Here is a 25,625-nt window from a genome sequence, read left to right as displayed (position 1 = left end):
TCCGAAAGAATTGGTTTTGAGGTCAACGGGTCGCACAAACAAAAGATCCAAGTAGTAGTCATCACCATCGACTTCTAGATGATATTGGCTACCGACGAAGGCAAAGCCGACCCCCAGTTCTAGCAAAAATTCTCGAATGTGCTGGATCAAAGCTTTCTCTAAATCTCGCTCTTGAGCATTCGTACTTAAATTGAGAAAGTCAAAGCAGTATGGATTTTTGATGAGCTGTTGCGCGAGTTCCGACTGAGGTTGGGGTAGAGCGCGATCGAAGTTAGTAATTGCGCCACCCATGCGTCGGTACAGTTCACTTTCAATCTGATGAACCAAAATATTTCGGCTCCAACCATGTACGATCGTTTGCTGGGCATACCACAATCGCTCATCTTGAGCTTTCAGCTTTTCCAGTAGCGCAACGTTGTGATACCAGGTAATTTGTGCAAGCACCTCCTGCACAATTGACTCATCTGGATACGTCTCTGCAAACGTTTACCCCTTCGGGGAACTGCGAAGCAACCGCATGTATTTGAGATTACGAGACGAAAACCCCTTCATTTCTGGGAACTCTCGCTGCAAATCCTTCGCCAGTCGGTCAATAACTTTTGCACCCCATCCTTGCTGCTGTTGTCGAGTCAAAACCTCTCGCCCAATCTGCCAGTAAAGAACCACCAACTCGCGGTTTACCGCTAAAGCTGCCCGAACTTGAGCCGTGCGAATTCGTTCTTTCAATTTGCGAAGCAGGTGGTCGTAACCGCTGAGTGAAAGGTCGCTCATCTGAATAGTATTGAGGTTCAAAGTCAGTATAAGCTTACTAGTTACTCAAGTTGCAAGTGGAGCCACAAGGCAGTCAAAAGGCATTACCTCTAGCAGCAAAGCCTCATTGTTTTGAGTGGGACACCGTAGCATTGTATCGATCCAACACAGACAAAGTGTAGTCGCGAATGCTTGGGTAGCGTGCCCCATTCCAAAATTGGAGGGATGAAGAGTCGTATTGCGCCCCTTGTCCGCTATACCAACGGCTTGCAGTTCGGCGCACTGCCAGTGCCGGATCTCCTTCGCTCTGTTGAAACTCTTGATGCCAATACTGATTGAGTTTGAAATCAACAATTTGTAACTGCAATTGACAATCACTCAGGAACTCCTGTAGCGTGACCGTTCGCCCTAATGCTTCTTGGCTCCAGACAGGAATGTTCTCCGGCATAATTTGAGCGAGACCTGCCGCACCTGATCCAGAATGGTTTTGAATTGAGCAATCGCCGTTTGACTCCTGCCCCACGATCGCTTGCCTCAGTGCCTTTACGTGACTACTGGTTTGATTTGGCGAGGGTGAAACAGGGCGAATCGTTAATCCACCGCTACCCAAGCTAGATAAGACAGGCATTGCTAACCCAAACAGCACGATCGCCAGCACAAGGTCGAGGGTAAGATCAACAGGCTGTCTGCGATTTGCCCAAACTTTTAAGCTCATGGCTCCCACTTTCCCTGCTTCACTTTTTTGAGGTAGCGATCGATCACGGGGGCTGTAATTGATCGGTCTTCGATGCGCTGCCAGTCAGGAAGGGTATGCATCTGAGCGTGAACGTGGTCGCCCGAACAGCGTCCTGTACAGCCTTGTCCTCCGATGCCCATTCCCTCCTCGATCTGCTGACCCGATTTGATTCCAATCTCAGCCAGGTGCGCCATTCGCCACCCGTAACGACTATTTCTGCATTCGATATCCACAATGTTGCCGCCGCCCGACCCCGTTTGCAGATTGCCAGTTGTGCCTTGAAACCACGTCTTTTTAATCGTGCCCGAACAGGGTGCCGGAATCGGGACATTCCTGGTTTCGTTGCTTTGTCCAATCAGCGTGAAGTCGTATGCGCCAGGCGGTGAGTCATCCATTAGATGAGGCGCTTCAACGCGGAGTGCCCCAACTTTTTTAGCTGAGGAAGCTGGAGACAGTCTTGCCTGTGACGCTCGTTTTGTCTGAAGGTCATACCGAGGACTCCACCCCAGGAAAATGACTCCAGCAGTTAGCAATAAACCACAGATCAGCCATTCTTGAAGCCTGTCACGGTGCGATCGCGCGTAATGTTTAGCGATATTCACAATGGCGCGTTCAAGAAAATCTTCTCGAAGATAGCCATTTCGGTATTCCTTGAGCAACTGAGCGAGCAGTTCTTCATCCGTTAGCTTTGCCATAGTTCATCTCAGTTTTTCTCTACCTCATCCCCTCTGTCCGAGAGTTTGAGGCGATATTTCCGCTTGACTAACCAGTCGGGAATGAAGACCTTTGAGCCGTCTTGATGGGTACAAAACGGGGCAATCGTGCCATTGAGTAAGGGGTCATCCGCCTGTAAATCACGGGCAGAAAGATGGCGATTGTATTCAGCTTGAGTCAACCGTGACCCGGAGGCGATCGTGCCTTGACGACAATCCTTCCGCATCCAGGTTTCATCTTTCAGTTTTTCATCTTTCAACGGTGACTTCTCTTCTTCCCTGGGCTTCAAGCTTTCTGTCAGCGGTTGAGCTGCTTTTTCTACGACATCTGCTCCTTTGAAGCCCCGAAGTTCACTCCAATTGATGCGCTGCGGAATTTGAAAGTACAGCACGATGGCAGCAATTCCCACCAGCGCTAAAATTCTCATCATGGTGAAGGAGTCTCCAACTCGTCGAGCGTCACTAAGCCATCACAGTTTTTGTCTTGCGTCCCCGCGCACTGCACCGGACTTGTACTCATTGAGCCTTGCGTCATCGGTAGACCCAAATCATTACGGGGCGCAGCATTTTGTGGAATGCTATAAGTCTGAGGAAGAAGTTGACGACCGTAGCCATTTCCGCCTAAGTTACTCGACCCGGCTACCGGGCCTTGAACGCGATCGCGCTGAAACGTTACGGCAAAATCACCAGAAACTCGCGCGATATTGGCAGCAAACCACTGGGCGACATCTCCTGGCTTCGCTAAATCTCCATTCTGAGGGCTGCGCTGAGTGCCCAAGCCAACCATTCCCGGCAACACGCCCCAGCAAATGACTCCGGCTCCGACAGCAACTCCTGCCAGCCATTGAGCAGTTCCGCCAATTCCATCACTCATTGCTTATACGCTCCTTTAGGTTTGTGGTTTGATAGTGTGCCAGCAGGGTTTCCCAAACTGGCTTGAGAAATCGGGTGTAGCGCATGTCCGACGATCGCACACTGCACCCAAGCTTTTGCGCTATCTCTTTGAGCGGCGAGTTGATTTCACCTGAGACGTACTGCTCTGCCAAACTCTGCACTTCTTTTTGTCGGTCGGACGTGAAAACTTGAAGCCACCCCTCTAAATCTGGGTCTTGAGTTTCAACCTGAATCCGCACATTGAGAATATGAGCCAGATCTGGCACGACCACAGTAACGGGGTCAGCGTCACCCAGTTGAACAACCGCAGGTCGATACTCGCGCTGTCGAATTTTGCGTGCCCGTTCGATTAACGGTTGACTTTCACTCTTGAGCTTGCCGACTTCATCCGTTTTGGTGGCGTTAGTGCCGAGAATGGCGATCGCTAACTGATTGCGAGTGGCTTCAGAGATGGCGGTTTCTCCGGTCGCGATCGTTTGTCCTGACAAGAGAACTTTGTGACCATAGCCGCCTCCAAATTTGAGCAGGAACCGCACAGATTCCAAAAATTTACCGTCTCGTCCACCCAGCAGTTCTATGGTTGAATCCCATTCGTCGATGACGAGCAGCCGATTGGAGCGACGCTGAATGCGACGTTTGCCTCGTTTGGCGGCTTCCTGTCCTTCGTGACGGCGATCGTCGAGTTCTTCGCGCTCCGCTTCGACGGTTGCAGCAATGGTGTCGGGTTCCATCCGCATGTATTCAACGGGCAACCCTAGCCAGTCATTGATCCAGCCATTCTCATCGGGTTTACCGTAGGCAAGGTCGCAGACGGTGAGGACGCCATCTGGGTTTTCTTCTAGCCAGTCCACGATTAATGCAAGGGTGAGAAAGGTTTTGCCACTTCCCGTGCGCCCGGTCACCCAGTTGTGTCTGGCTTTGAGGAATTTGCCAAACCAGGTTCGGTCAACTGCCAATTGTGCGATCGCGTCTTTTACTGGAACGGGCGCAGTTCTCAGATAGACAAACTTGGCGGTTCGCTTTCCGGTCAGTAATGCGACGCTAAAAACAAGCTGAAGCCCCGCAGCAGTAAATTGATTCGCCTGAGCGGAAAGCACCTGAATCGTTTCGGGAATGTCTTCTCGAAGCGTCTCGATATTGAGCAGGGTATCGTCTCCGATGCGAACGATCGTTAGCAGCCCAGTTCCACTCAAACAGGCTGACATTCCAGCTAAATAAAGCCAGCGGTGTGAAGTCGGCATTTGCCATCGTTCGACCGCATATCCAGCCCCATCAGCCGACTGCACTGGACGAAAGCCTCCGACTTGTTCAACGTGTTGCATTGAGGCCAGCCACAATGAAGCAGCAGAGGTCAGGAGAATTCCGGCTCCGGCAACACCAACATGTCGCGCATTAAGGGGTGGGCAAGGTGGCATTATTGCGATCCTCCTTACGCCGTTGTTCAGTATCGCGTAGCTGTTGCTCAAATTCAGATTCTCGAACGATCCGAGCCAGCTCTGCCAGCTCCATCAAATTTTTGGTTAGCAGAGCAGGTGAAATACGATGACGATTCGGTGCGGCTCCGGGATCAGCCCAGACGGATTGAATAGCGAGTAAAGTTGCCTTTGCGTCTCCAACGAGCGATCGAGCGATGGCAATTTGTTGTGCTGTGCCTGATAATTCGCCGCCCCTGCCAACAACGCGCCGCAACTCTAAAACCTGAGCGTTGAGTCGTCGAATTAACGACACCTGTAGAGGTGTACCATCCTTTTTCATTTGCCGATCTGCCAGTGATAAGAGATAGTCTTGCCGCGCTGCATCGATCGCTGCTTGCTGCTTGTCCGCTTCTTTGAGTGATAGATCTAATAGATGATTCCGGCTGGCAACGGTCGCGTCTAGCGGTGGGGGAGGAGTTGCCGTAGCGTCAGGCTTTGCCGTTGAAGAGACACTTGGCGTTGCCGTCGGCACTGTGCTTGGGGCATTGGGCAAGACTAATCCTTTACCCTGTGGGCGATTCATCAATACACTTGAGCCAACTCCGAGCAGGATTAAAAGTCCGATCGCCGTGCCCAGTCGATAACGATTGACGGTGCGTTGCGGTAGTGGCTGACGGTGTGGAATCTTTGCATCGTCTAAAGTCTCCATTTGTCGAATTAATCGGAGCAGTTCAGATTTTGGTAACTTTCCTCGCAACGTCTCCTCCAAAAGCGATTGTTCCTCGTCGGTCAGTTTGCTGCTGTGTGAGGGCACGACGGCGGGATTTCGATAACCGTCATCCTCAATGCTTGCTTCTGAAAGGGGTGCTAACGAACTGGGTAAGGTAGGCAACTGCAACGCTCTATGCGAGTCGGCTAAGTTTGGCGCGCGATCGCCAGGTTCAGAAGCTACGGTTTCTCTAATTGCGCTCGTCATAACGCTTGCCTCTGGCTGCGATTCTTCTTTGACTGTTGCACTTTCAGTGGGCTGCGTCTCAACAAATGCTTTATAAATCTGGGTTGCTAAATCTTTTGGATTGGCAGTATCAGGAAACCTTTCACTCGTTGGATAGGAAACGAGAAATCGTTGCGTTCCGCTGCCAAATTCTTCTGTCACGATGCACCATCTCCTTTGGTGTTAGAGCGATTAAATAATTTGCACGGTCGCGATCGCAGCGGTTGCGAGAAGTCAATAGGTGTGGCGATTCATCGACCTGGTGTTGGGTGTTGAGTGGAATTTGCGCCGGGGGTATCGCGGTCTGTTAGAGACTGGAGCTTACCTAGCTGCTCTGCGATCGCAACAGCTTCGGATGGCGGCAGATCGAGACGAGACAGTTGCAGTGTCAGGGCTTCGATCGGAGACAGAATTCTGCGTCGCTGTCCAACTGTTTCTAAAACGCCTGCCGTCCCGATTCCACAAAACGCTCCGATAAAGAGCATTCGTCGCCAGTTGACCTGATTTTCAAGTGTTCCGAGAACGAGTAGCATTGAGACTGCGCCAGCGATCGCGCCCACACCCAAGCGGATTAAGGCTTGCATTCTGCCTCCGTCGCCTGTCGCAAACTATTGAGTGGTTGAAACGCAGCTTCGATGACTTGGCGTTCTTCATCGGTAGGCGTTTGAGCCATACGCTGAATGTGCTTCAGGCAATACTCTGGAAGGCGACGGTAAAATTCAAGTGCCATTTCTCGCCCTGTTGCGTCCAAAAGCGGCTCTAGCCAATCAGGAGAAACGCCGATCGCCGCAGAGCCGTGACCATCTTCTGTTGCAGCGTTTGGGACGGCGGGCGTTGCGGGACTTGAGACGATCGGCGTTGCCTCCTTTGCAACAGTAAGCGCTGCCGATTCTCGAAAAGCTTTGGCTCCTGGCGTATCAAAACTTTCGGCGAGTTTGAGCAAGCCTACGATCGTCCAGAGCGTTTTGCCTTCTGAATTAAGCCAGTGACACCCTTCTAGCAACGTTTCACCATCCCGGCTCTTACGGCTTCTGAGTGTACTTTCAGAAACGCCTAATTTATCGGCGACTTCAGCGGTTGAATAAACCTGACTGCTTGAGATTTGAGAGAGGTTGCTCATACTTGTTTGCCTTCTAATTGAAAGGAAGAAGCTAACGAGGCCACTGACGCTTTACAGAAAAGTAACGTCACTAGTAACGTTACTAATATACTCTTTTATACTATAGTGATAGCACTTTCGCAATTCAATGATGATGAGGTGACAAAATGTTTGCATCACGCAATCCTTGCTGTTTGATGCCCGCCAAAAACCCTAGAATTAATGTAGTCATGCCAGCGAGTCTCAAAAGAGATTTTGAAAAGCTGTGTGAGCTTGAGAACCGTTCCATGTCGAATATGTTGGTGACCTTGGCGCAAAGAGCCGTTGATGAAGCCAAAACCAAAGGACGGCTGAAAGATGAAGACAATCAAGGCGATCGCATATGAGCCAAACCATCACAAAATCCCTATCGTTTGAAGAATTCATTGATTTTGAGGACAGTGATGAACTCAACGAGTACGAGTTGGTCGATGGAAGATTAGTCCTGATGCCAGAACCCAGTGACTTACATGAGGAAATTCTCGAATTCCTATCCTTTATGTTTGAGCTTCAATACAGACGACTCAAACTGAGCTACTCAATCCGCAAGCGCAACGCTTTGATGATCGAAGGCAGCAAAGGAAGAAGACCCGATATTGCCGTCATCGAACGCCCTGAACGACGACGAGACGATCGCAGACCCGGCATCCGAACGAAGCCCTTTATGATCGTTGAAATTGCTTCAGGCAACTGGAGTAATGATTTAATAGACAAACAAGAGGAATACGAAGCACTCAGCATCCAGGAATACTGGATCGTAGACTGCGAAGGACAAATTCCGGCGAAGTACTGTCTGCGCGGTAAATGTAAAAAGGTCATCGTCCTGACTCTGGAAAATGGAGCTTACCAAAAGGCTGAATACATCGAAGGTGAAACCATTCCCTGTCAAACGTTTCCTGAATTGCACCTCACCGTTGACCAGGTTTTAGCGGCTGAAGAATAGCTTGCGATCGCGTTTCGCCACTTAGTTCGGTGTCTGACATTCAATAATCAGCTAGCTTGATGTGAGAACTTGTTTCCTGAGTAACGAATTCGACCTGCAAAACGACTGGGAGGGAAATGAGTATGTCTGATCTGGACAAATCAAAGCAAAAGCGTTCAAAATTGCCGAAAGTGGATACTCCGGCTCAGGCACTTCGCAAACTTCCGAAAGAAACGCCCCCTCGTCAAAAACCAGCTTCGACAACAACTAAGGCATCAAGCAAAGCCTCTAAAAGTAAAGCTTCCTCCCCGATCGAGCATCCCAAAACGAGTCCAAACTTGTTTGTTGACAACTCGGCAACTCGAATGGCATCAGCATTGCCGATCTGGGAAGCCAGCAACATTCTCACTCAACGAAAGCATCTGCCCTGGGACAACGACTCAAACGGCAAACTCTACTACGCCAGAGACATCGGAGATGGACAAGGTGCCATTCACTTTTGGGTCACTGAAAATTTAGAAGATGAACATCCCGCGACCCTTGCTGGCGCAGCCGCCTTAGCTGTCATTGACACCTTCGACATTCGAGCCGCCTGTATGCACTTGATTTATGCTGCTCATGCTGCCCAAATGGAGCGTCCGTGGGAGCAAGAACTGATCATTGACGATCGACAGATTGAAGCTTACTTAGGATTAAAAAAACGCACTGATAAAAATCAGCAAGAAAAGCTAGCTTTAATCGAAGAACTCGCAAGACAGCCTTGCAAAATCACAACGTTTATTTCATGGGCAACTCAAGGCAGAGTCAAAGGTTTCACGGTAGAAGAAGGTCGGCTCTGGCACTTGTTAGGAACTCGATATCACTACCAGGAAGATCTGTTTGGCAACAAAGAACTAACCAATATTACTTTTGTCCTTAAAGCGGGATTGTGGGCAAAGTATTTCTTGAACGAAGAAGGACGGCGCGATCGCACAGCGTTTTATCAGCAGGGCAACTTACCCCAGGCTGTTTTAGAAAACGTCATGAGCCTGTGGCAGCATCGAGAAGGCGCAGCACGTTTAATGGTCTGGCTCTTATTTAAAACTCAGTTCAATCGTCACGAGCCGCTTTATGTCCAAACCTTAATGGAAGTTGCATACGGAACTGAGAAGATTGAGCAGGCAAAAAGTAGTCGTGAATATCGCAAAAAACTGGCAAATACATGGGATGAAGATTTATTAGCGCTCCACGATCGGGGTTGGTCAATCCAATTTGACTCAGAAGCTTACCCTGATGCAATTCGGCCCCCAGGATTTGGGCGAGACGAAATGCCACGTCCGCGAGGTTTTTTCGACCAGCTACTCGCCGCTCATTTATGGATTACGCCCTCCGAAGATTGGATTGCAGCCCCATCAGAAGCATCACACACGCTTGAAATAGCACCTGCTAACCCATCGTCACCCGAAAACGAGGACTTACTAACCGGAAGCCAGGTCAAAGAACTTCGACAAGCAAAGGGCTGGAGCCAGCGAAAATTGGCTAAACTGTCAGGCTTGAGTCAGGGCTTAATTTCTCTAATTGAAAATGGGGAGCGATCGATTAGTCCTGAGAATGAGCAAATTTTGAATCAAGTTTTCGAGCAAATGCTTTGAAGTACAAAGCTCTTGAGGCTTTCAAACAATTTTGCAAGGTCGTTAAACCACACTGAAAGCGAGTCATGACAACAGGTGATTACAGCCAGTGATTACAAAAAACGATTACAGGTGATTACAAACTTAGCGATCGGGCGTTGTCTACTCTGCACTAACTACAGAGCCTCTTTTAGGCACTTCTAGCAGCGAGTTGGGAAATTATTTAGTCTAAATTTAGTAATCAAACCCGTAAAACATTACCTGTGTAGGATAGCTAGAAGCTTTGCACATAGAGGCTTTAGCCCTGATTACATAGCATTCTAGAACCCTACCCTCGCTTTCGCGTGATTACAAATATTTTCTAGAACCTCTACCCCGATCGCAGCGATTACATAGCATTCTAGAACCTTACCCCCATTTTTCTAAAACCTTACCCCCATTTCTCTAGAACCCCACCCCCGTTTCTCCAAGATCACATTCCTAAGCACTCTAGAACCCCACCCCCAAAAATTCTAGAACCCTACCCCCAAAGACTCTAGAACCCTACCCCCAAGAAAGTAACTTTCTCATCGAATCGTCAAGGCTTTGGGGATTACAAGGAGCGATTACTGTAATCAATTTGATTACAAGATCACTTGATCCTGAAGCCTGATGACCTTTTGGCGTTTGTTATAACTAATCACGATCAGAGAGTGATCGCCTCATAACAAAACGTGATCTAATCGTGACAACAGCGCCATGACTCAATCAAGGCAAATTTCAGGTTTCAGTTGCAATCAATGTGAGGAGGAAGTATGAACCCGATCTCTTCGAGTTACCCGCAAGGGGTCGTATCTTCCTTAAGCGGCTATGTTCAAGAGTGGGCAGATGGTTTTCTCGCACTCTTTCCCCATCGCTATGACTACATCTGGGCAGAGCATCCCAACCCTGGTGCCAAAGTCGAGTGGAAGACCGAAACTCGTCACCCTTTGTCAGATCGCCTCATCCATCAGGGCAGCTATCTCTACGGCGTTCGCTTCGGTGCAGAAACTCGCTATTGCTTGCTCGACATTGACGCAGGCAGCGCTTATCACCCCACTCGTGACCCCTTCGCCATTTCTCGCATCGTCGCCGCCTTGGAACCTCTGGGACTCGTTCGCCATATCGCTTGTACTTCCAGCTATAGCGGCGGGTTGCATTTGTACTTCCCTTTTCCCAATGCTCAAAGTAGCTGGCAACTTGCGATCGCCCTCGCCACCCTGCTCGAAAACGCCGGATTCAAACTCAACCCCGGACAGCTCGAAGTCTTCCCCAATCCCAAACCCTACCTTGTCGAAGGGACTCCCAGCCTTTTCAATGCCCATCGCTTGCCCCTTCAAGCAGGTTCCTATTTACTGAACAGCGAACTTCAGCCTATCTGGAGTACCCAGCAAGTTCTTGTCGAACAGTGGAACTTCACCCAAAATTGCAATGACTTAGAGACGAAGCTCCTGAAGCAAATTCTCAAACAAGCCAAGCGCAAGTTCTTTCGTATCTCCGGCAAAGCCGACAAGTTCATCAACGACCTCAACGCCGAAATCGAACTCGGTTGGACAGGACGCGGACAAACCAATCGATTGTTGGGGCGCATCACGATGCGATCGTACATCTTCCAGCACATTCTTTCTGGCGGCAAGCCGCTTGAAGGACTGGCACTGATCGAAGAGATCGTCGAAACTGCCAAATCACTTCCTGGCTATCAAGAGTGGTGTCAGCATCAACATGAGATCGAACATCGCGCCGCAGAATGGGCAACATGCATTGAGAACAGTCGCTACTTCCACTACGGCGACCCCAACGGAAAGTTCAAAGCCAAGTCTGAGAAACTAGAACAAGCGATCGAGCAAGCTCCTACCTGGAACCAGCAGCGATCGCAGTTAACCAGAGACCGAATTAGAAGTGCGATCGCTGACCTTCTCGAAACTGGATTGCTTCCTTCTAACGCCACCGCCCGATTCAAAGCATTACTAGGATACAAAATTGGTGGCGGTTCTCTGTATCGTCACCGTGACCTCTGGCATCCCAGCTACCTGACAGAAACCGCCGAAGACTTCATAAAATCAGACGAGCAGCCAGATTGCGTTTTGGACGCAACCGACTGCTCCAGTCTTACAAGCTTATTGTCTGATGCTGATGGTAATCACTCTCCCGATAATGGTTCTAGCGATTCTGTTGCTCTAGAGCAAGGGGTAGTAGATGGTAATGTCTCATCAGAGGGTGGGTCTGCGTCTTTGCAAGGGGTGCAGTTTGTTCAACAGACGCTAGCGGAGATTCAGGCACAGCGATCGGCGCAACGTGAAGCCGCTCAAATCGCTTCGCAACATCAGCAACAAATTAAGCGAGAAGTCTCAAATGCCAAGCTAGTTGCTCGAATGCAGCAGTTTCTTGCCTCTGGTGACCCGATTCTGGTGGCGGAGGCGCTGGCGTGGGCAGACATCAATCCCGGTGTGCTAGATATCTCAAGTCATTCCCTCCAAAACTCTTCTCAAGCGGCAATTGAAGTAGAGGGTGAACGTCATAGCTCTGAGAACGACGTGGGATAATGCAGGAGAACTCTACGGTCTGGATGCAATGGCGAATGCTCGTGGTTTTGGTCTCCCACGCTCGGTCAAACGCAAGGCAAGTCCTTCTCAGCAGCAGGTTAGCTGGCAAGGGATGCCGAATCTTGACTTGGAGACGCGCACACGGATGTGGCAGGTGGGCTTGTTGAAGTTGCAGCTACCAGAGGGCATCAAGGCACGATCCCTCACTTCAGGCGAAAAACAGTGGCTCGATGCAGCGGCAAAGGCTGAGTACCTCGCACCAGAGCAAAATGGGCAACGGGCAATCTTCTACACCTCTCCACCGCCCGATTTTCGACTGGAAGCGGCAGATTGGTATCTTCGCCCTAATGACTTTTGGAACTATGATCCGGTTCTGCTTCGAGACATGATGACGCAATTTCCAGCCGAACTGTTTCAGCTTTCTGCGTCGGGTCAACCACCTGCGTTTTATCCCGATCGCACCCCTGATTACACAGACGCGCAAGAAGCGGTGATGCGATCAATTTTTCGGGAGACGATACGCATTGGTTGGTCGTTATCTCAGTACAAGTGGTTTGTGATGGAGCGGTTGCGGAAGACCACGGCGCAAGTCACGCACGAGGATGCAGTTCAAGTGTTGGCACAGTTGCAACAGATGGACGACGAGACAGAAGATTGATTTCGTTTTCTTGTCGGTTAATGGATGGAACGACAAGAAAAACTTGGTTTTAGAAGCCGCCTTGACGATCGCCCCTTCTGGTGTCTGCTATTAAATCTGAGTTAGGCTATGGGCAACCTGATTTGCGGTGTAAAACGATACTTCTTTGAAGGAAGGGGTAAAGAGTGAAGCAATTGCACTAAAAGAAGCCTTGAGGACACAGCCTGATCATGCTCAATGAGGCGGATACCTGCCGGAAATACGTTCTGCCGAAGCTGAAAGACTGGGAAGAAAGCTCTCAGCATTCTCATTTGTTTACGGAGCAGTATGCGATCGATGCGGGTCGAATTTTGACCACTGGTGGACGGACTCGACGGCGGCGCAGGAAGTTTGCAGACTACTTGCTTTGCTACACTCGTGATTTTCCCTTGGCAGTCATCGAAGCGAAACGTCGGCGCGGGACATCATGCAGAATAGTTCCTTCGAGGATGCGTGCTTTTGTTGAATGCATGACTATCTTTCCACCCTCAAAAAGTAGGGACGCAATCTGTTGAATGCGTTGAAGTAAGTATTTCTAGAACAATCCATTTTCCTTCTCTTTAGCCTGAGTAATTGCTGACGCTGGTAAAATATCAAAAAGGAAGAAGTAGATAGATGAGTGGAAGTGGAGGCGGTGGTGGATACGAATATCAGGCAAGAGCAACAGCCTACGTTGCTGTACACATCTTGACTGAGCAGAAATTGGATTGGATTGACCACCCAGATGATTTACCTATTGCTGTTGCAGAAGAAACTGACGGACCTGGAGATGATCTCAACATTACTCTTCAAGATGGCACAACAATAGAACTACAAGCTAAACACGGTCTACAGAAAGGCAAACTCTGGGAACCAATTATCAAACTAGCTCAAGGGCTACAGCAAAATCCTTTGCTCCACGGCATTCTACTGACTGACTCTACAGCAAGCGGAATTATTAAGGATGAGTTGCGTGAAGATCTCAAACGACTTGGACAAGGACGGACAGATGGATTGAAGCAAATTACTCAGGAACTTCAGCAGAAACTCGCTGAGGCGGATATTTCTAACGATCCGGGCTTGTTTAAACGACTTTCAATCCGTGTTCTTGATCTTGATGATGGATTACAAAACTCAGAATCTGCATGTAAGCTGCTTTCGCAGGTTTTAGAGACCCAGAATCAAGCTAGTCTAGCCTGGAAAGTCCTTTGGGGAGAAGGGCTGAAGCTAAGACAGAAATCAAATAAGCTCAATACTTTGCTGTTCTCCATCGCGGATGAAGGCTGTAAGGAAAAGTTGTAGGGCAACTCAAAACTGCTCTTTGGAACTCTTCTAAGCGATCGTTCATCCACTTGCAAAACTTGCTGAATCGCTCCTCCACACCAGAGCCTCACTTATCAACGACTAATTTCTTGTCGGTAAATGGCTCGATCGACAAGAAACTCTACCTGTATTCTTGTCTGTACAGATTCAAACCGACAAGAAAACGTGAGTGAACACCTATTTGCCGAGCGGGAACGCCTTCTCGCACTCATCACCGAGATCAGAACCTCCGGCGCAGTGGCTCCTGCAAACGTCTGGATCAGCCCCAACTTTCAGAACAAAGGCGGCAAAACCTACGAATACTACAAACTCACCAGCGACAACCCTGAAGTCAAGCATCAAGGTTTAGGAAAGATCGGCAGTGAAAAATACCGCGACTGGTTCGCCAGAATTCAACGACGCAACGCAATCTACGAACTCGAACACCAACTATCGATGCTGCAAGCGTTGCTCGATCGACAAGCCGCGATCGTCCTGGAGCTTCCTCGATCGGAGCGCGAGTCAAGCTAAGTGTCAATGAAATAGTACGATCGTCTCACTCTGTATTTGAACGAGCTAGGCGGATTTCGTCAACTGTCATTAAATTGAGAAGGGGTAGAAGCGATGTCGGATATCAGGTTTGAAGAAACACGGGTTTATCGGGAACTGCGAGAAGAATTGACAGAAGGAGCGAAAACAGCAGAGGCACTGAAGCTTGTTTTACGACAACTTACTCGTCGATTGAAGCAGGAGCTTTCTGAGGAAACGCGATCGCAGATCACAGCCCTGCCTCTGTCGCAATTGGAAGAACTGGATGAGGCTTTGGTAGATTTTGAGCAACTGAACGACTTGACGACCTGGCTGGAGCAGCATTCGGTCTAGCTGAGAATCAAGCTCAACATAAATCAATCCTGCTGTTTGGAATGGATATATCGGTAATAAGTTGACTGGGAGATTTTTAGCGATCGCGCCCTCGTCAGAAACTTCTCGATCACTCTACTCTATCTCCAGTTCTTGAAGCATGATCTCAACCGTGCTTTTCAGACTCGGCAAATTATTCTGAACAATTGACCAAACCAAGTTTAGCGATACTCGGAAATACTCATGCACCACTAGATTTCTGAACGCTACAATCTGCACCCAAGGTGTCTCAGGGTAGCGATCGATCAGTTCATTCGATAAAGCATTGGCTGCCTCTCCAATCACCTGAAGATGATGGACAACCCAAACCTGAATTAGCTCTTGCTCATCAAACGCTTCTCTACCTTGATGGGTATAGCGTTCGATTGCTTCGATTGCCTCTAAAATATCTCGCAATCGCTCACTGTCTCGCCTCACAACGGCATTGCCTCCGCCAAGACACGCGCTTTGATTCTCTCCTTTAACATCTCGATCGTCGCGACATCCACTTTTCGGTTTAGCAACGCTTCCAAATCCAGAATCAGTCCTGCTGGAAACCAAGGGGTAATTTGCGTCAGATCATAATCGATCAGAAAGTCCACATCGCTCTCTAGAGTCGCCTCTCCACGCGCCACTGAGCCAAACACTCGCACATTGGACGCGCCATGCTTTTGGGCGATCGCCAAGATTTGCGATCGTTCACTCGCCAAAAGATCCTCGATTCCTAACCCTGTCTTAGTGGTCATTCCCCTAACTGGTCTAATTTTTCTCGAATCAACGCTCCCAGTCTAGCCCGTTTTCCGCTTTGATTAAGTGAACGATAGCGACAAATCACTCAGCCCAAGGCACATCATTCTACTGTTGTTTGGGATGGATATATCGGTAATAAGTTGACTGGGAGATTTTTAGCGATCGACAAATCTCTTCTACAGTCTGCGTTGGGTCGGCTGCCAAGACTTTCCCAATCCGAATCTGTTGAGGCGTGAGCGCTGGCTTGCGTCCAGCTTTTTTTCCTTTAGCTTTCGCTCGTTTTAGACCCATCTGAGTCTTCTCCCGGATCACCTGCTGCTCATAACTCACCAACGTCCGCAACACTCGCAGCATCTCGGCTCGATCGTAGTTTCGCGTGTCCAAATTCTCCTCAAGACTTTTGAAGGCAACGGCGCGATCGTTCAAACTCACTACAAATTCGAGCAACTGTTTGAGCGGCTTACCCACGCGATCCAATCGCCACACCATCAAAACATTGTCAGAACGGATGTTTACTGCTTCGGAGAACAGTAGAGCAACGGCTTCCTCCAGTCCAGGTTGTGCTGCACCTGAGTCTGTGGTGATGTCGGTAAAGATGCGATCGCACCCTGCTTGATTGAGCGCTTCTGTTTGGAGGTCTAACGTTTGGTCATCAGGCGAAATTCGTCTGTAGCCAATTAACATGCATCGTTATCCGTAACCTTCCTTAATACCTTTCTATGAATAAAGCGATCAACCGGAAAACAAGAAATATCATTTTGAAAGTCGTTTTGAAAGGCTAATTTATCAGCTTGTAAACCCAGAAAAACAGCAGATTTATACCTGTCAAAAACGCACCTTTTTGAAAGATAGAGATTCTGAAAAAAACAGTAAAATGAAAGCTAAAGACAACATTAAGAAACTCATTCATCCCGAAAGGACACAGGAAAGCAAGTCGTTTAATCGATCACTACTATATTGCTATCAATCACTTCGCTACATACAAATCAAATTCATCGTTGATCGGTGATGAATCGTTCCACGTTCTTTAACTAAGAAAGCTATATAGCTCTTCATGTAAGGATTTTAGACCAGTTTAGGAATTTTTATAGTAGAGGTAATAAACTTTTTAAGCGCGTTTAGAATCAAAGCTCTCTTCAATGGATATGAAGTACACCAATCCGTAGTTTCCCTAGTTTATTTACGTAGAGCTTTTCAAACGAATACAGTAGTCTCGTACTATTTTACTCTCTAACCCCTATTGAAATTCTGATAGCTCCGACTAAGATGAGTTCATTGAAGATTTTGCAAAGCTTACTTTTCTGATCAGGGTTGCATTCCAAATTTCACTTCCTGACCAATTGATAAGACCTCACTAGGCACCTCACCAAGATTTAAACCCTTAGAATCAGGAGCTAAAACGATGGAGTTTTCCTCGTTGCATTTCCGTTCTGCTCGATTGTTGCATTCGAGCCAGCGATCGCTATTTAGCCGAATCATTCCGTTTTTAGCTTGTCTAGCATTCACCGCTCTGATGGTTATCACTCGCTTCCCCATCTCCATCTGGTTCATGGTTGCATTTGCTCTTCTAATTACCCGATTTTCTGTCTGGGTTCCCAGCCTGACGATTCACCCCTGGTTTCGATCATTTGGGGGATGGAGAATGCTGGGAGCAGTCGCAGGTGCAGTATTTTTTGCAGGCATTACCCTCCACGCTGACCCGGCAACGGCGCAACTATTCAACTCAGCCGAACAGCAAGCGAACAGCATCTTTGGACAATACATTGATAGCGGAATCATCACGTTTTTGTTTGGCTTACTGCGAATCGTGGTTTGGATCTCGGCTGTCGGGTTTGTGCTATTTGCTGTTTATCAGGCGCAACGGGGCGAACAATGGCAACCCTTGATGCAAAACGCATTCATTGTTGTGGCAGCGGTCGTGGTCGTCGAAGGGTTGAGCGCCATGTTCTTTGGCGGTAGCACGACTGCAACTCCTAGAGGATAGGTAATCGCGATGACAGACGATCGCTCCCGACAATTCCGTCCGGTCAACCAAAGTCTGGGACAGCAACCTAGTTTAGGGCCGATTCCAGCAACTCTATTAGCACCCTCTGCGGCGATTTTGGTTGTCTCCTACTTTCTTGTCAAAGTTGTTCTCTCACTGGGATTTGTTTGGTTTCTCCTGGTGAGCGCCTGGGGCATGAGTACCTGGTGGCTGGTAGTCGGCGAAAAAACCTGGAGATTCACGAATAAGTTTGTCCCGGCTCCTGACTGGAATCGGGGATATGTTCACTACACGAGTTGTTTACCGCACGAAGAAGATGGCGACGAAGAAACGGGTTGGCACTAAGTACTACCATTTTAAGCCGTTTGAAGATGAATCAAACCTGGAATGCATTTGCAAACTTGCTTTGCGGAGTCGAGATGTCGGTGCTTATTTGCTCAAGAAAGGTAAGAAATTCTCGTTTGTGTTTGGCTTCCAGGCTTCCAGCATTCATACGCTGTTAGCCAGTGGTCAGGCAGAAAGCGCCCTGACTCGATTAGAAGAAGGATTGAAAGGATTACGCCCAGGTGATCGACTTCGCATTCACCTGCGATCGTTTGCGGACGATAGCGATCGTCAACAGGAATTAGAAAATCTCGTTAACTCAACCCAAAGTTTAGAAACGCAATTCCTACTTCTAGCGCAACAGCGATCGACACGAGAATTAACTCTGCAAGGTGAACGCCAACCAAAGCAGATTTACTTGTTTGCCACGTACACGATCGAGCCAGGAAAAGGAACGAGTCACGATCGCGTTGAAAAACTGCTTGCCTGGTTTGCTGACCAGTATGAAACGCTCAAGGGAATGAAGGAATCTAAGGAGCAGGCGCATTATCTGGAACTTCTCACCCAAGCCTTCACTGATGGCTATCTGCATTGGGAACAGCAGATCAACACGCGCATGGGACTGCAAGCAACACCCATGACGGCGGATCAGCTTTGGAGTTATTTATGGGGACAGTTCAACACTCGGCGATCGCCTCCTTTACCTCAATGTCTAATTCTTCAAGAAACAGAGGGAAAAGTCAGGCTCAAGGAAGAAATCCGAGAAACGCATCATGCTGCAAGTCTATTGGTTCGAGGCGAAAACGGTAGACCGAGCCATCCAAAAGCGGATCGGGAATGGGCGTGGGTCAAAGGTAAATTTGTGGGCGCGATCGTTCTTGAGTCAAAGCCACCCGGATTTGCGTCACCCGAACACCAGCTTTACTACCTCTGGAAAGCGTTTTCTCAGTTTCATGATTGTGAATTTGTGTGCGAGTTAGCTGCCGCCGATCGTGTCATGACGAGAATTACACTGCAACGACTCACCAAACAAAGCTATACAGCCACACATCGGGCAGGTGAGCTAAAGAATGTCGATGTTCTGTCACAGATTCGTATGAAAAAGGGAGTAGAAGCTCAAGAGAAGATTTACGAAGGTGCAATGCCTATTTGGGTTTCAGTCGTTGCTTTAGTTCACCGGAACGATCCACACACCTTGACTGAAGCTTGCCAAAAATTGACAAACGCTTTTCCTCAAGGTGACTTCATTCGAGAAACCGAGATTGCCTGGTCGCTGTGGTTGCGCTCCTTGCCTATCGTGGATGACTGGCTGCTGGGCGACGATCGCAAGCAACTGTACCTCACCAACGAAGCGCCCGGATTAATGCCGCTTGCCTGCACGAAACCCGTAGACTCGCAAGGGATAGAGTTCATTACTCGTGAAGGCAATATGCCGCTTCTAGTTGACTTCATCACCAAGCATCGAGGCATTTTCATCATGGGTGAAACCCGAAGCGGGAAGTCAGTTCTAATGTCTGATCTCTTCGTTTGTGGAATCGCTAACGGCATGAATGTGATCTCGCTGGACTATCCAAAATCGGATGGCACTACAACCTACACTGACCTGGTGAAATTCTTTGGCGATCAGGGAGCCTACTTTGATATTGGTTCAGAAGCAAACAACCTGTTTTAAATTCCAGACGTTCGGCATCTTCCCAAAAAGCAGCAAGGCGAACGACTCGATGACTACAAAGAATTCCTGGTGAAAGCGCTTAATATCATGGTGATGGGAATGGAAACCGAGGGACAACTTGGAAAGCGAATTCACACAGTTTTGTGGCAAGCAATCGCGGCATTCTTCAACGACTCACATATTCAAACTCGATACGAAATTGCCTTTGAGCAAGGATTTGGTAGTGAAGCGTGGTTTGAAATGCCAACGCTCGTTGACTTCATCAAGCTAGTAGCGCACCTGGATTTGGAGATTGAATCAGAGATGATTTCTGAAGCAATCGCCACCATTCTCCTAGAGCTAAAAGGCTGGCTCACCAGTCGAGTCGGTAAAGCGATCTCGCAACCCAGTACAATTCGCACCGATGCCAAGTTCACGGTGTTTGCGCTCAGAAACGTGGGCGACAACATTGAAGCGGCGGTACTGGCGTTAGCGGCTCAGTCAATGGCATTTAGAAAGGCACTGGAAGTCACAGACAGTATCCTGGCGATCGATGAGAGTCCGATTCTATTCAAATACAACGGCATTGCTCAGATTATTGGTCAAGTCTGCGCGAATGGTGCCAAGTCGGGAATTCGCCCGATTATTAGTGGACAAGATCCGGATACGATCGCCAACTCGATCGCTGGATCTCAAATCCTTCAAAATCTGAACACCCGCATCATCGGGGCGATTCAGCCCAACTCACTTGCTTCCTATCAACGATTTTTTGGCTATGACCCTACTGTATTGATGCGAAACACAGATGAGTCCTTCCGAACAGATTCCTCCCGGCTTTGCTCTCACTGGCTTGTCGATGCCGATGCTCGATTAACCGAATGTAGTCACCATCCTTCGTCAGAACTATTAGCAGCCGTCGCCAATAACCAAAAAGAGCAACGGGCACGACATCGCGTGTTAGCCCAACATGAAAACAAATTTCAAGGGTATTCTGCTTTCTCCAAACTCTACGCGGATGCAGTTCGGGCAGGTCGATCGATGGATACGATCTCGCCACAAACTTGCGAGCAACCTGATTTTACACCAGTCACTTTCCAGGAGTTTGAGGTTACAACCTCACAGGACAAGGCTCATCCGCAGACGACTGATACTCATACAAACAACGGTCACAAGCCATTGATATCTACAGAAATCAAGAGGTAACTGCGATGAAACGACGCAAACCACAACGAATCCATTTGCTTTTAATCGGCGCTGGCACTCTTGTTCCGCTTCTTGGCATAGGCGTGGCAACCGCATCCTTCATGCCTGGAGGAATTGGTAATGAGGTGCAACAGTGGGTCTTAAACAATTACCCTGATCCACTGGCTCAGGTCGAAGAGCAACTCACCAAAGTTGACCCCGTCCTGGAGACAATGATGAAAATTGCTCTGGGTGATGGTTGGGATGAAATGAAGTCAACTACAGGATCTAATTTGCCTGACCCTTATGAGGTAAGAACAACCGAAACCGGAATTAGTCCAGGCGTTTTGACGACGAACCCGATCGTCAGTAGACGAGACCTTGCCAACCTTTATGACCAGGAACTGGGGCGATCGATGGCTACCCCCATGCTAGGAGAAACAGGGCGAAGTTTCATTCAGAAAGCAGCAGAGCGAACCTCGAAAATCGTCGAGAACAATCAGCAAGGACTACAAGAAACACAAAAGTTAGCGCAACAAGCCAAATCACTGACCGTCACGCAAGATGTCGTCAAAAACAACGCTGAAATGACTTCGACGCTGGCTGGCATCGTGACCAATCAATCTCGGTTAACGGCTGACAGCCACACAGCATTACTACAGCTTCAGCAACTGAATGGAGCAATCGTTCAGCTTGCCGCCAACACCAGCGAGGGAATCGATGAATCAAACCGACGCGATCGCGCAACCCGTCAATTAGAACTCGGCAGCGCAACTCGTACCGAAATCTATATTCCCGGACTCTACAACACTCACAGCAGCCAAACGACAAAATAATCATGCTGACGTATCCATTGCCGATCGCTCAAGTCACAGGTGCCAGAACAATCATCGAAGAGAGCGTCAACCAAATCGAAAAGGTTCAAGCCGCCTGGGACGCAAGATGGACAGACATCTTCGACAGCAGCAACGGATTGTATGACGGCATCAATGTCTTTGCTTCTACCATTGTCGTTGGAGCATTTATCTTTTTCGCAGTTGGCTGGGTAAAAGATGCGATTGAGCGAGGTATCTTTCCAGCGTTGCCCGATGTGATCTGGTTGTTTGTCATCTTTGCATTGCTATTTAACAATGGAGCCATGTTAGGATCAATGACACTCGGAATGCGAAACATCATCAATGACCAAACTCGAACGGTCTTAGACGTGCAAATCGGTGAGGTTTCGATGGTGGAAGCGCTCAACGATGTCATCATCTCTCAGCAAGCTAAAACCGTCATTCAGCAGCAGTACACAGAATGTGAGGCGAAAGAGGGACAGGCACAAATTGACTGCTTTCGAGAGGCGGGTAAACGGGCTGAAGAGATTCTCGATCGGGAATACCGCGAAAAAGGTTGGATGACTGCCGGAGTGCAAAGACTTTGGGAACGGTTACGCACGATCGACCAACGGTTGAGTCAGGACTACCAGAACCGCGACTTAACCGGGAAAGTTCTTACGGCTCCCAGCTTGCTGACAAATTTTATCCGAGAGGGACTGATTGCCACAGCAGGTCAGGCAGCCGCCCAACAGATTCTAAAAGGTCTGCAATGGGCATTTGCCAATCTGATCGAACTGTCTATGCTGTTGACTGGATTAATGGGGCCGATCGCGGTTGCCGGGTCAGTGATTCCGCTTCAGGGTCGTCCTCTTTGGGCGTGGCTGATCGGCTTCTTTAGTTTGGGAATGGCGAAGTTTTCTTACAACGTCATGGTCGGACTTGCGGCTACTGTTGTCGTTGCAGCAGACGCTCAGTCTTCATCGGATATCGGGTTTCTCCTACTGATTAGCGTTCTGTCCCCTGTTTTAGCGTTGGCACTGGCGGGCGGCGGCGGGATGACTGTTTTTAGAGCCGTCTCCGGTGGTGTGACGCGAATGATCGCTATCGGTACTTCAACAATGCCCATGAAATAGCCTCACTCTTTAATCCAGGTGTTTTTATGCAGATTTCTGACTTGAAACGGAAAAGTCAGCGATTTAAGCTAGACTCGACCGATATTTTACCTCTGGCATTTGCGGGGCTTTCGATCGGGGTTTTCATTTTAGCGATCGTCACGGCTTGGTTAGCGATTTCATTTTCCAAACTCGCCAACCAAAAACCTCCCACGCTGGTTCAGCAAGTCGATGGACGTGCCTTTACCACTCGACCCGCCAAGTATGATTACCGCGAACCAGAAGTGATTCGACGCACGGTTTCTAACTGGGCAGTCATGACGTTTACCTGGGGAAAGCTACCCGGACAAAAGAAGATTCAGGTTGACACTGGGAAAGAAGTTCAGGGTACTCGTAAGCGAATTCCGACCAGTACCTGGGAAGCCTCATTTCTTCTCGCTCCAGATTTTCGAGATGCGTTTTTGCAAAAAATGGCGATGGATATTGTGCCCGATGATGTGTTTAGAGGACAGGTTGCAGCCATTTTGATTCCTCAAAACTTTTCATCACCTGAAGTTGCAGGAGAAGGACGTTGGCGCATTGACCTGATCGCAACTCGTATGGTGTTTGACGATGCCAACCCGGCCGGGAAAACCATTCCCTTCAATCGCACTTTCTACGTGAAAGCGATCGAGCCTCCCCAAAATCCACTGGGTCAAAATGCAACTGAGTATCAGCACATTGCTTACTCCATGCTGGAAAGCAGCTTACAAATTGAAGACATTCGACCTTTAGAACGTGAGGATTTAGCAAAATGAACGGGAAATCATCAGAAAACACCACAACTGAAGATCTCAAAGCCATCACAAAAGCCCCTCAAATAGCAGAACCGTTGGTGAGTGCCAGTGAGTTTCCATCTGAACTAACCCAATCTAGTCGCCCAATCTGGACAAAACCGATTCCAAAGCTGATGACGATCGGGGTTGTTCTAGTTCCCGTGTTTGTTCTGGCTGCCTTCTTTTTAGTAAGTGGAGGGCGCGTTAAACAACCTCAAAATTCTCAGTCTCCGCCAGTTTCAGATGCTAAGAACACTGAAAAAACAGAAGCAGTGCCAGAAGAACTCGAACGACTCCGTAAGGAAAATGGAGCGCTAAAGGCGAATGCTGCGATCGGAGATCAAAACACGCTGCAAAGTCATCAGAAGAACACTAGTAGACAACCTGGAAAGCTGCCTAAGATCGACGCTAAAACGACTGCAAGTAACCCTGCTCGATCCTCGCAACCCGTTGCCTCGAACTCTACACCTCAAATCATCAGGCGAGCCAATCCGCCCAGAATCATCTCTGCACCTGCTGTTCAACGTGAGCCTGCTCAATTCCTCCGACCCTCAGAAAAGACTGCTCGAACGATCGACCCAACTAATTCTCAGGCTGTTGACCCAATGCAACAGTGGCAGCAGCTTGCACGAGTAGGTAGCTACGGCTCGTCATCTCATCCAGAGGACTCCTCCCCCGTTGAATGGTCTAACTCAAACAACTCTATTCCATCTACACCAGCAGTTGCTTCAAATTCTTCTACCGATGCTGTGCCTACCGCCCATATCACTCCGACTTCCGCAATTTCAACAAATGCAGTCTGGACTTCAGACGCAACCCTTGACCAAGCTGCTGAACCTCAAAACTCCAAGCTTGAGGGGAACGTAGATAATTCGTTTGTAATTTCTGCACAGCCAAACACTAGTGATCCGGAAACTGCATCAAATTTTTCAGAAGTAGCTGCACAAGTTCCAATTCTGAGAAATGAAGAAGCTGCAATTCTAGCGGATCAAGTTCAACAACACTCATTGATTGCTGGAGCGACATCGTTGGGAACGCTGACGACTCCAATAATTTTAGACGACGTTAATAACAACCATAACGCTAGAAAACCGCAATCTGATCAGTTTACAATCGCACTTTCCCAACCGCTCGTTAACTCAGCAGGACAAGTTGCAATGCCCGTTGGAACTCAACTTTTAGTTCAGGTGGATGAGCTATCTCAAACTGGACAAGTTGAATTATCCGCAACGACTGCTGTTTGGGATGAGGGTGGTTTCAAGAAAGAATTAACGTTGCCTTCTGGGGTCATTCAGATTCGCGGAGAGAACGGTAAACCGCTGGTCGCTCAACAGTTTGGGGATCGGGGAAAAGCGATCGCTTCAATGGATGCGGGTCAATTTCTCTTGGGTGCAGTTCGTCGATCGGCAGCGCTATTCACCCGATCCAACAGTCAGATTCAAACAGGGGACGGCACCACTGTCATTACAGAAGATAACCCTGCCCCTAACATTCTTGCGGGCGCTTTAGAGGGTGGCACCGATGCCATTCTTGACTCGATTACGGCACGAAATCAACGAGCCATTCAGGACATGGAGAAGCGATCGGACATTCGCCTGATTAAATCTGGTCAACCCGTTCAGATTTTCGTAAATCAATCGATGCGGTTGCCCAGCTAATCCACATCCCAATACAGCAGTTAATCAAAAGCGCTATGAAACCACTACTTCTAGCCGTTGGAGTCTCATTGTCTTTTTTAGGAATTTCTTGTCCAGCTCACGCTCAAGAAGCTCGATCGATTCCTGCCAGTGTTGCACAGGGACAAACCATTCCTGTTGAACTTTACCCTGGTCACGGGACAACCCTAAACTTTCGCTTAACTGGAGAAACAATACAGAAAACCTGGCTGGACGACCCCTCACAAGTCACATTAGATTTCGACGATTCAAGCTGTTTAGCGAATGAGCGGAGCAAATGTGCAGCCAGTGTGATTCATCTGCGTCGAATTCATCGCTTGAACTTTCCAAATTTGCCAGCAACCGCTACCACTTCACTGACAGTTTTGACCGATCGCAACGTCTACAACTTTCGCCTCGCGTTTCCGACTTCCGGCACTCCCAAACACTCCATTCTGACCATTCAGCCAAATCGCTCTGCCCCGATCGCTGCTGACAGAATTCGAGGGCAATCAGGGGTGCAACTAATCGAGCAGGGCTTGCAAGTTGCGGAAGCTCGACGATTGATCTCAAGAGGGGATGCTCTGTGGAATCGAGTGCGATCGCTGCTCAATTTAATTCGCAATGGTGTGCAGGTTGCTGAAGCCTCCAAACGAGTCGGCGTTTCTCCGCAGCTTGTCGCTCATTTAGTTGAGATGGGGATGAAAACACAGTCAATGTAGGCGTTAGAGAGCGGACTATGTT

Annotated in this window: 29 protein-coding genes and 2 pseudogenes; 18 read left to right on the top strand and 13 right to left on the bottom strand. The window is 48.6% G+C overall.

The features are described from left to right. The 10 genes and pseudogenes from ACKFKF_RS15305 to ACKFKF_RS15260 all read right to left on the bottom strand — a co-directional run. Nucleotides 1-291, bottom strand: a 291-nt coding sequence (locus ACKFKF_RS15305) for a PDDEXK nuclease domain-containing protein (RefSeq protein ID WP_446868467.1), incomplete at its 3' end; no start/stop codon positions are given. 12 nt (nucleotides 292-303) lie between these two features. Next, nucleotides 304-771: pseudogene (locus ACKFKF_RS15300) on the bottom strand (DUF1016 N-terminal domain-containing protein); the annotation flags it as partial. Between the two features lie 103 nt (nucleotides 772-874). Next, nucleotides 875-1,465, bottom strand: a complete 591-nt coding sequence (locus ACKFKF_RS15295) for a lytic transglycosylase domain-containing protein (RefSeq protein WP_446868466.1) — start codon at nucleotides 1,463-1,465, stop codon at nucleotides 875-877. Continuing rightward, the gene (locus ACKFKF_RS15290) at nucleotides 1,462-2,181 is read right to left on the bottom strand and encodes a M23 family metallopeptidase (RefSeq protein ID WP_446868465.1); all 720 of its coding nucleotides are present in this window, start codon (nucleotides 2,179-2,181) and stop codon (nucleotides 1,462-1,464) included. Before ACKFKF_RS15290 ends, ACKFKF_RS15295 begins: the two co-directional genes overlap by 4 nt. 8 nt (nucleotides 2,182-2,189) lie before the next feature. Beyond that, nucleotides 2,190-2,630, bottom strand: a complete 441-nt coding sequence (locus ACKFKF_RS15285) for a hypothetical protein (RefSeq protein ID WP_446868464.1) — start codon at nucleotides 2,628-2,630, stop codon at nucleotides 2,190-2,192. Then, nucleotides 2,627-3,073, bottom strand: a complete 447-nt coding sequence (locus tag ACKFKF_RS15280) for a hypothetical protein (protein ID WP_446868463.1) — start codon at nucleotides 3,071-3,073, stop codon at nucleotides 2,627-2,629. The genes ACKFKF_RS15285 and ACKFKF_RS15280 overlap by 4 nt, the downstream gene beginning before the upstream one ends. Beyond that, the gene (locus ACKFKF_RS15275; RefSeq protein WP_446868462.1) at nucleotides 3,066-4,508 is read right to left on the bottom strand and encodes an ATP-binding protein; all 1,443 of its coding nucleotides are present in this window, start codon (nucleotides 4,506-4,508) and stop codon (nucleotides 3,066-3,068) included. The genes ACKFKF_RS15280 and ACKFKF_RS15275 overlap by 8 nt, the downstream gene beginning before the upstream one ends. Next, nucleotides 4,486-5,664, bottom strand: coding sequence for a hypothetical protein (locus ACKFKF_RS15270; protein ID WP_446868461.1), 1,179 nt, complete (start codon nucleotides 5,662-5,664; stop codon nucleotides 4,486-4,488). The genes ACKFKF_RS15275 and ACKFKF_RS15270 overlap by 23 nt, the downstream gene beginning before the upstream one ends. A gap of 89 nt (nucleotides 5,665-5,753) precedes the next feature. Then, nucleotides 5,754-6,086, bottom strand: a complete 333-nt coding sequence (locus tag ACKFKF_RS15265; RefSeq protein ID WP_446868460.1) for a hypothetical protein — start codon at nucleotides 6,084-6,086, stop codon at nucleotides 5,754-5,756. After that, nucleotides 6,074-6,622: a hypothetical protein gene (locus tag ACKFKF_RS15260; protein WP_446868459.1), complete on the bottom strand. Its 549-nt coding sequence runs from the start codon at nucleotides 6,620-6,622 to the stop codon at nucleotides 6,074-6,076. Before ACKFKF_RS15260 ends, ACKFKF_RS15265 begins: the two co-directional genes overlap by 13 nt. Nucleotides 6,623-6,768: 146 nt before the next feature. Between ACKFKF_RS15260 and ACKFKF_RS15255 the strand changes: the two genes are divergently transcribed. From ACKFKF_RS15255 to ACKFKF_RS15215, 9 genes and pseudogenes are all read left to right on the top strand, one after another. After that, nucleotides 6,769-6,987, top strand: coding sequence for a ribbon-helix-helix domain-containing protein (locus ACKFKF_RS15255; RefSeq protein ID WP_446868458.1), 219 nt, complete (start codon nucleotides 6,769-6,771; stop codon nucleotides 6,985-6,987). Continuing rightward, the gene (locus ACKFKF_RS15250) at nucleotides 6,984-7,583 is read left to right on the top strand and encodes a Uma2 family endonuclease (RefSeq protein WP_446868457.1); all 600 of its coding nucleotides are present in this window, start codon (nucleotides 6,984-6,986) and stop codon (nucleotides 7,581-7,583) included. The genes ACKFKF_RS15255 and ACKFKF_RS15250 overlap by 4 nt, the downstream gene beginning before the upstream one ends. Nucleotides 7,584-7,705: 122 nt before the next feature. Continuing rightward, nucleotides 7,706-9,193, top strand: a complete 1,488-nt coding sequence (locus ACKFKF_RS15245) for a helix-turn-helix domain-containing protein (protein WP_446868456.1) — start codon at nucleotides 7,706-7,708, stop codon at nucleotides 9,191-9,193. Nucleotides 9,194-9,966: 773 nt separating this feature from the next. Continuing rightward, nucleotides 9,967-11,733: a hypothetical protein gene (locus tag ACKFKF_RS15240; RefSeq protein WP_446868455.1), complete on the top strand. Its 1,767-nt coding sequence runs from the start codon at nucleotides 9,967-9,969 to the stop codon at nucleotides 11,731-11,733. After that, a complete protein-coding gene (locus ACKFKF_RS15235; protein ID WP_446868454.1) occupies nucleotides 11,699-12,391 on the top strand; it encodes a hypothetical protein in 693 nt (230 codons plus the stop codon). Before ACKFKF_RS15240 ends, ACKFKF_RS15235 begins: the two co-directional genes overlap by 35 nt. A 209-nt stretch (nucleotides 12,392-12,600) precedes the next feature. Next, nucleotides 12,601-12,825: pseudogene (locus ACKFKF_RS15230) on the top strand (hypothetical protein); the annotation flags it as partial. Between the two features lie 199 nt (nucleotides 12,826-13,024). After that, nucleotides 13,025-13,690: a hypothetical protein gene (locus tag ACKFKF_RS15225; RefSeq protein WP_446868453.1), complete on the top strand. Its 666-nt coding sequence runs from the start codon at nucleotides 13,025-13,027 to the stop codon at nucleotides 13,688-13,690. A gap of 186 nt (nucleotides 13,691-13,876) precedes the next feature. Further along, on the top strand, nucleotides 13,877-14,221 hold the full coding sequence (locus tag ACKFKF_RS15220; RefSeq protein WP_446868452.1) for a hypothetical protein: 345 nt from the start codon (nucleotides 13,877-13,879) through the stop codon (nucleotides 14,219-14,221). Between the two features lie 93 nt (nucleotides 14,222-14,314). Then, a complete protein-coding gene (locus tag ACKFKF_RS15215) occupies nucleotides 14,315-14,572 on the top strand; it encodes a DUF4351 domain-containing protein (protein WP_446868451.1) in 258 nt (85 codons plus the stop codon). Nucleotides 14,573-14,686: 114 nt separating this feature from the next. Here the strand turns inward: ACKFKF_RS15215 and ACKFKF_RS15210 are convergent, their stop codons facing one another. From ACKFKF_RS15210 to ACKFKF_RS15200, 3 genes are all read right to left on the bottom strand, one after another. Next, complete coding sequence (locus ACKFKF_RS15210) at nucleotides 14,687-15,028, bottom strand: HepT-like ribonuclease domain-containing protein (protein WP_446868450.1); 342 nt, start codon at nucleotides 15,026-15,028, stop codon at nucleotides 14,687-14,689. Next, a complete protein-coding gene (locus tag ACKFKF_RS15205; protein WP_446868449.1) occupies nucleotides 15,025-15,336 on the bottom strand; it encodes a nucleotidyltransferase family protein in 312 nt (103 codons plus the stop codon). Before ACKFKF_RS15205 ends, ACKFKF_RS15210 begins: the two co-directional genes overlap by 4 nt. A gap of 109 nt (nucleotides 15,337-15,445) precedes the next feature. Further along, the gene (locus ACKFKF_RS15200; RefSeq protein ID WP_446868448.1) at nucleotides 15,446-16,024 is read right to left on the bottom strand and encodes a recombinase family protein; all 579 of its coding nucleotides are present in this window, start codon (nucleotides 16,022-16,024) and stop codon (nucleotides 15,446-15,448) included. Between the two features lie 718 nt (nucleotides 16,025-16,742). Here ACKFKF_RS15200 and ACKFKF_RS15195 point away from each other — a divergent pair. From ACKFKF_RS15195 to ACKFKF_RS15155, 9 genes are all read left to right on the top strand, one after another. Then, entirely contained in the window at nucleotides 16,743-17,324 is a 582-nt protein-coding gene (locus tag ACKFKF_RS15195) for a hypothetical protein (RefSeq protein ID WP_446868447.1), read from the top strand. Nucleotides 17,325-17,333: 9 nt separating this feature from the next. Next, nucleotides 17,334-17,669: a hypothetical protein gene (locus ACKFKF_RS15190; protein WP_446868446.1), complete on the top strand. Its 336-nt coding sequence runs from the start codon at nucleotides 17,334-17,336 to the stop codon at nucleotides 17,667-17,669. Further along, nucleotides 17,641-19,320, top strand: a complete 1,680-nt coding sequence (locus ACKFKF_RS15185; RefSeq protein WP_446868445.1) for a hypothetical protein — start codon at nucleotides 17,641-17,643, stop codon at nucleotides 19,318-19,320. The genes ACKFKF_RS15190 and ACKFKF_RS15185 overlap by 29 nt, the downstream gene beginning before the upstream one ends. A 69-nt stretch (nucleotides 19,321-19,389) precedes the next feature. Then, a complete protein-coding gene (locus ACKFKF_RS15180; RefSeq protein WP_446868444.1) occupies nucleotides 19,390-20,502 on the top strand; it encodes a hypothetical protein in 1,113 nt (370 codons plus the stop codon). A gap of 5 nt (nucleotides 20,503-20,507) precedes the next feature. Continuing rightward, the gene (locus tag ACKFKF_RS15175; protein WP_446868443.1) at nucleotides 20,508-21,317 is read left to right on the top strand and encodes a hypothetical protein; all 810 of its coding nucleotides are present in this window, start codon (nucleotides 20,508-20,510) and stop codon (nucleotides 21,315-21,317) included. A 2-nt stretch (nucleotides 21,318-21,319) separates the two neighbouring features. Further along, nucleotides 21,320-22,432: a hypothetical protein gene (locus ACKFKF_RS15170; RefSeq protein ID WP_446868442.1), complete on the top strand. Its 1,113-nt coding sequence runs from the start codon at nucleotides 21,320-21,322 to the stop codon at nucleotides 22,430-22,432. A gap of 26 nt (nucleotides 22,433-22,458) precedes the next feature. After that, complete coding sequence (locus ACKFKF_RS15165) at nucleotides 22,459-23,208, top strand: hypothetical protein (protein ID WP_446868441.1); 750 nt, start codon at nucleotides 22,459-22,461, stop codon at nucleotides 23,206-23,208. Further along, the gene (locus ACKFKF_RS15160) at nucleotides 23,205-24,884 is read left to right on the top strand and encodes a hypothetical protein (protein ID WP_446868440.1); all 1,680 of its coding nucleotides are present in this window, start codon (nucleotides 23,205-23,207) and stop codon (nucleotides 24,882-24,884) included. Before ACKFKF_RS15165 ends, ACKFKF_RS15160 begins: the two co-directional genes overlap by 4 nt. Before the next feature lie 35 nt (nucleotides 24,885-24,919). Further along, nucleotides 24,920-25,603, top strand: coding sequence for a hypothetical protein (locus ACKFKF_RS15155; RefSeq protein WP_446868439.1), 684 nt, complete (start codon nucleotides 24,920-24,922; stop codon nucleotides 25,601-25,603). Nucleotides 25,604-25,625: the final 22 nt, after the last annotated feature.

The organism is Phormidesmis sp. 146-12 (assembly GCF_052939495.1).
The sequence above is the reverse complement of the archived record's forward strand: the minus strand, read 5'-3'. Positions and strand labels throughout refer to the sequence as shown.

Coding starts and splice junctions, on each gene's coding strand:
- ACKFKF_RS15190 (WP_446868446.1), top strand. CDS start 17,334: ATGACAGACGATCGCTCCCGACAATTCCGTCCGGTCAACCAAAGTCTG.
- ACKFKF_RS15265 (WP_446868460.1), bottom strand. CDS start 6,086: ATGCAAGCCTTAATCCGCTTGGGTGTGGGCGCGATCGCTGGCGCAGTC.
- ACKFKF_RS15195 (WP_446868447.1), top strand. CDS start 16,743: ATGGAGTTTTCCTCGTTGCATTTCCGTTCTGCTCGATTGTTGCATTCG.
- ACKFKF_RS15225 (WP_446868453.1), top strand. CDS start 13,025: ATGAGTGGAAGTGGAGGCGGTGGTGGATACGAATATCAGGCAAGAGCA.
- ACKFKF_RS15200 (WP_446868448.1), bottom strand. CDS start 16,024: ATGTTAATTGGCTACAGACGAATTTCGCCTGATGACCAAACGTTAGAC.
- ACKFKF_RS15240 (WP_446868455.1), top strand. CDS start 9,967: ATGAACCCGATCTCTTCGAGTTACCCGCAAGGGGTCGTATCTTCCTTA.
- ACKFKF_RS15185 (WP_446868445.1), top strand. CDS start 17,641: ATGGCGACGAAGAAACGGGTTGGCACTAAGTACTACCATTTTAAGCCG.
- ACKFKF_RS15165 (WP_446868441.1), top strand. CDS start 22,459: ATGCAGATTTCTGACTTGAAACGGAAAAGTCAGCGATTTAAGCTAGAC.
- ACKFKF_RS15255 (WP_446868458.1), top strand. CDS start 6,769: ATGTTTGCATCACGCAATCCTTGCTGTTTGATGCCCGCCAAAAACCCT.
- ACKFKF_RS15250 (WP_446868457.1), top strand. CDS start 6,984: ATGAGCCAAACCATCACAAAATCCCTATCGTTTGAAGAATTCATTGAT.
- ACKFKF_RS15170 (WP_446868442.1), top strand. CDS start 21,320: ATGCTGACGTATCCATTGCCGATCGCTCAAGTCACAGGTGCCAGAACA.
- ACKFKF_RS15155 (WP_446868439.1), top strand. CDS start 24,920: ATGAAACCACTACTTCTAGCCGTTGGAGTCTCATTGTCTTTTTTAGGA.
- ACKFKF_RS15215 (WP_446868451.1), top strand. CDS start 14,315: ATGTCGGATATCAGGTTTGAAGAAACACGGGTTTATCGGGAACTGCGA.
- ACKFKF_RS15260 (WP_446868459.1), bottom strand. CDS start 6,622: ATGAGCAACCTCTCTCAAATCTCAAGCAGTCAGGTTTATTCAACCGCT.
- ACKFKF_RS15245 (WP_446868456.1), top strand. CDS start 7,706: ATGTCTGATCTGGACAAATCAAAGCAAAAGCGTTCAAAATTGCCGAAA.
- ACKFKF_RS15275 (WP_446868462.1), bottom strand. CDS start 4,508: ATGCCACCTTGCCCACCCCTTAATGCGCGACATGTTGGTGTTGCCGGA.
- ACKFKF_RS15290 (WP_446868465.1), bottom strand. CDS start 2,181: ATGGCAAAGCTAACGGATGAAGAACTGCTCGCTCAGTTGCTCAAGGAA.
- ACKFKF_RS15285 (WP_446868464.1), bottom strand. CDS start 2,630: ATGATGAGAATTTTAGCGCTGGTGGGAATTGCTGCCATCGTGCTGTAC.
- ACKFKF_RS15175 (WP_446868443.1), top strand. CDS start 20,508: ATGAAACGACGCAAACCACAACGAATCCATTTGCTTTTAATCGGCGCT.
- ACKFKF_RS15205 (WP_446868449.1), bottom strand. CDS start 15,336: ATGACCACTAAGACAGGGTTAGGAATCGAGGATCTTTTGGCGAGTGAA.
- ACKFKF_RS15160 (WP_446868440.1), top strand. CDS start 23,205: ATGAACGGGAAATCATCAGAAAACACCACAACTGAAGATCTCAAAGCC.
- ACKFKF_RS15280 (WP_446868463.1), bottom strand. CDS start 3,073: ATGAGTGATGGAATTGGCGGAACTGCTCAATGGCTGGCAGGAGTTGCT.
- ACKFKF_RS15295 (WP_446868466.1), bottom strand. CDS start 1,465: ATGAGCTTAAAAGTTTGGGCAAATCGCAGACAGCCTGTTGATCTTACC.